The sequence below is a fragment of the Treponema endosymbiont of Eucomonympha sp. genome (assembly GCF_001028545.1).
The window spans coordinates 1-961 of sequence record NZ_BBPW01000230.1; the positions used below are offsets into that span (position 1 = coordinate 1).

Annotated in this window: 2 protein-coding genes; one reads left to right on the top strand and one right to left on the bottom strand. The window is 64.5% G+C overall.

Going from position 1 to position 961, the window contains the following annotated elements; translation table 11 throughout:
• Nucleotides 1–497 (top strand): efflux RND transporter permease subunit (locus tag AWU74_RS14265; RefSeq protein WP_062328586.1); only part of this gene is annotated, 497 nt, incomplete at its 5' end.
• A gap of 5 nt (nt 498–502) precedes the next feature.
• Here the strand turns inward: AWU74_RS14265 and AWU74_RS14270 are convergent.
• A partial coding sequence (locus AWU74_RS14270) for an ATP-binding cassette domain-containing protein (RefSeq protein ID WP_162504930.1) occupies nt 503–961 on the bottom strand: 459 nt, incomplete at its 5' end.

The window sequence follows — 961 nt, forward strand, 5'->3', positions numbered from 1 at the left end:
TGATGGGCGCGCTCGGCACCGCGCGGGACGCTCTCATCGTCTTCAGCGCCGTTCCCCTCGCCCTGACAGGCGGTGTTGTTGCGCTGTGGCTGCGGGGGATCCCGTTTTCGGTCTCCGCCGCGGTCGGTTTCATTGCCCTGTCGGGCGTTGCCGTCCTCAACGGGCTGGTGATGCTTAGTCACATCAAGCAACTGATGGCCAGGGGGCAGGAGAAGGCGGAAGCCATCTTCGAGGGCGCCCTCACCCGCTTGCGGCCCGTCGCCATGACGGCACTGGTGGCGTCGCTCGGCTTTGTGCCGATGGCGCTGGCAACCGGAACCGGCGCGGAGGTGCAACGGCCGATTGCAACGGTCGTGATCGGTGGGCTGATCAGCGCAACGCTGCTGACGCTGTTCGTTCTGCCAGCACTTTATGTGCTGTTTGGACGCAAGCCGGAGAGCGTTGCATCAGAGACAACATCGATGCCAGCTCAAACCGTCGAACCGTTGCGCGGTTAACTGGATCAGGCGGCGCCGAGATACGCGGCTTTCACCTTCGGGTCCGAGAGCAGCGTCGCGCCGTCGCCCTCCAGTGCCACCTTGCCGGTCTCCAGCACGTAGCCACGGTCGGCGATCTCGAGCGCGGCGCTGGCATTCTGCTCGACAAGCAGGACAGTCACGCCTTCTTTTCGGAGTGACACGATCGCCGCAAGGATCTGATCGACAAGCGTCGGCGATAGCCCGAGCGAAGGTTCGTCCAGCAGCAGCAGCTTCGGCTTGCCCATCAAGGCACGGCCAATCGCCAGCATCTGCTGCTGACCGCCGGACAATCCCCCGGCAAGCTGGCGGCGCTTCTCGGCAAGTATCGGCAACATTCCGAACACACCGTCGCGGCCGCTTTCGATGTCCCTGTCCCGGCGCCTGTAAGCACCCAGGAGAAGATGGTACTCGACGCCCAGCGGTCCGCAGATCCTGCGGCCTTC